Genomic DNA, 1853 nt, shown 5'->3' on the forward strand with positions numbered 1-1853 from the left:
ATTCAATCGCGCTCAGGATCGTCCTGTGCCGGATCGTATTGAGCCTGCGGGGTGGAAAGTGACGTTGCGGTCCTCGCCGCAAGTGCCTCCGTCAGCCGCGCACTGGTGTTTGCCTTGACGGTCAGCTTGCGCGAGACATTGCGTGCAAGCGCAGTGCCTTCTTTACACCGGCCGTCATCTGGGTAGAAACCGCCGCATCCGCATCCGCGGAACCGGCATGGGACACGAATGTCACGATGTGTGGCGATCCGATCACGGGGCATCTGCCTTGGCAACCGGATAATCGGTTCATCGCCGAAGGCGACGAGACAGCGATCGCCACTTCGCGCTTTTGAAAAAGCTTCACTGAAGAAGCGATGAACTAGCCACCATCGCAACGCTAACTTTGTGGATGGAATGCCACAGGAAGTAACTTCGTTCGTTGGCTTGCGCAGAGTACGAGCAGCAGGAGGCAACAAACGAGATGAAGGCAACAGCGTTCTCCTGATTTGTTCGCAAGATCACGCAGTAACCTTGTCTGCCGCGACATGGGTCTGACAGTTCTTCGGGCAGACGCGCGCGCAGGCGCCGCAACCAATGCATCGGCCGGCCTGGTCGACAACCATGATCATACGATTGAGCTCGCCATCGAAGTCTTCATCCTCGTCGTCGCAGATGCCGAGGATTCCACCCGCTTCATCGACGCCATAGAGGTGCATGACTTCGCGAGAGCAGACTTTGAAGCATCGGCCACAGCCGATGCAGGTTGCAGCATCGATGCAGGTCAGGTACTCCGGCACCCAGCTGGAGCCGTCGCGCGTGACGAAAGAGCCGGTCATCGTGAATTCTCCAATGCGGCGAGCTCTTCCTTCGCAGCGTTCAACTCGGCGGAGGCGTCGAACGTCTCTCCAGCAATGGTCTTGATCTTAGCCCAATTAATCGGAAGGTCCTCGGCAAGATCGTGCAACGCCATTTTCGCAGTGGCGGCACGTGACTGCAGCTTACGGACCTTCTTCAGCTGCTCCACAATGTTTGGCATGATCTCTTTCCTCGAAAACTGATTTCATGATGCCCGCGCAACGTCGGGATAGGTTTCGATAACTGCAATCGCGTCATCGACCATTTTGTTGCCGACCTCGGCGAGTTTCCCAAGCGTCTCAAAGCCGAACCGGTGGACATCGCGCAGGGTCTTCGACAGAACGACCAACCGTCCAGTCGTGAAAAGCACGCGGCCGAAGCCCTCATGGCCGATCGTCATGATCGGCGATGCCAACAGGCCTGTGCACTCTTCGATCACAAGCCCCACGCAACTGTAAAAATTCTGGAGCCTCCACAGCACATCCGGATCGGGATCGCCGATGATCGGGATCTTACGGCGCTGCTCCTTGGTGAGGATGAAGTCGGCCAGCAGGTCAGCGTCCGATTTGCCCTCCCACGCCCCATGGGCATCCTGAGCGCGGATGAGCCTTATAAGGCATCTGAGAAAAGGGGTGGCGAGATCCCCATCCTCCTTGACAGCAGGGCCATCCGTACTTCCTGTCAATGTACCCATGTCCTAGTCCTCCTCATCGAAAGGCTTCGGTTTCAGTAAGGTCGGTCGTGAAGCTCGTGCGCCAGAGCGTTGGACCTGAGGAAGCCGATCCTCGGTTGTCCCAGGAATTGCCCTCACAGCCGAGAGGCCCGTGGATCAGGTGCGCGACGTCAGTGACGGGCTGCAGCACGATCTTGGCGCCATCGAAAGCGCATCCGCCGGCTGCCGCCCCGGGGATCAGCGGCTTCGAGCAGCCGTTCTTACGCGCCTTGGAATCCTTGCTGCGGTTCTTCTCGCAGGCAGGCTCGTCGAAGACGTCCTGGACTTTAGCATTGAGCGAGGG

Annotated in this window: 3 protein-coding genes and 1 pseudogene; all 4 read right to left on the reverse strand. The window is 58.3% G+C overall.

The annotated features are described in order from the left end of the window. Window positions 1-500: 500 nt before the first annotated feature. A complete protein-coding gene (gene fdxB, locus B5E41_RS30825; protein WP_007637976.1) occupies window positions 501-818 on the reverse strand; it encodes a ferredoxin III, nif-specific in 318 nt (105 codons plus the stop codon). Beyond that, window positions 815-1018, reverse strand: a complete 204-nt coding sequence (locus tag B5E41_RS30830; RefSeq protein WP_088397324.1) for a CCE_0567 family metalloprotein — start codon at window positions 1016-1018, stop codon at window positions 815-817. The genes fdxB and B5E41_RS30830 overlap by 4 nt, the downstream gene beginning before the upstream one ends. Before the next feature lie 24 nt (window positions 1019-1042). Further along, on the reverse strand, window positions 1043-1531 hold the full coding sequence (locus B5E41_RS30835) for a NifX-associated nitrogen fixation protein (protein ID WP_088397325.1): 489 nt from the start codon (window positions 1529-1531) through the stop codon (window positions 1043-1045). 25 nt (window positions 1532-1556) lie between these two features. Beyond that, a pseudogene (locus B5E41_RS30840) lies at window positions 1557-1853 on the reverse strand (nitrogenase component 1); the annotation flags it as partial.

The organism is Rhizobium esperanzae, from assembly GCF_002204185.1.
Taxonomy (GTDB): domain Bacteria; phylum Pseudomonadota; class Alphaproteobacteria; order Rhizobiales; family Rhizobiaceae; genus Rhizobium; species Rhizobium esperanzae.

What these genes read in the sequence shown, in the direction of transcription:
- fdxB (WP_007637976.1), bottom strand. Translation starts at nt 818, where the DNA reads ATGACCGGCTCTTTCGTCACGCGCGACGGCTCCAGCTGGGTGCCGGAG.
- B5E41_RS30830 (WP_088397324.1), bottom strand. Translation starts at nt 1,018, where the DNA reads ATGCCAAACATTGTGGAGCAGCTGAAGAAGGTCCGTAAGCTGCAGTCA.
- B5E41_RS30835 (WP_088397325.1), bottom strand. Translation starts at nt 1,531, where the DNA reads ATGGGTACATTGACAGGAAGTACGGATGGCCCTGCTGTCAAGGAGGAT.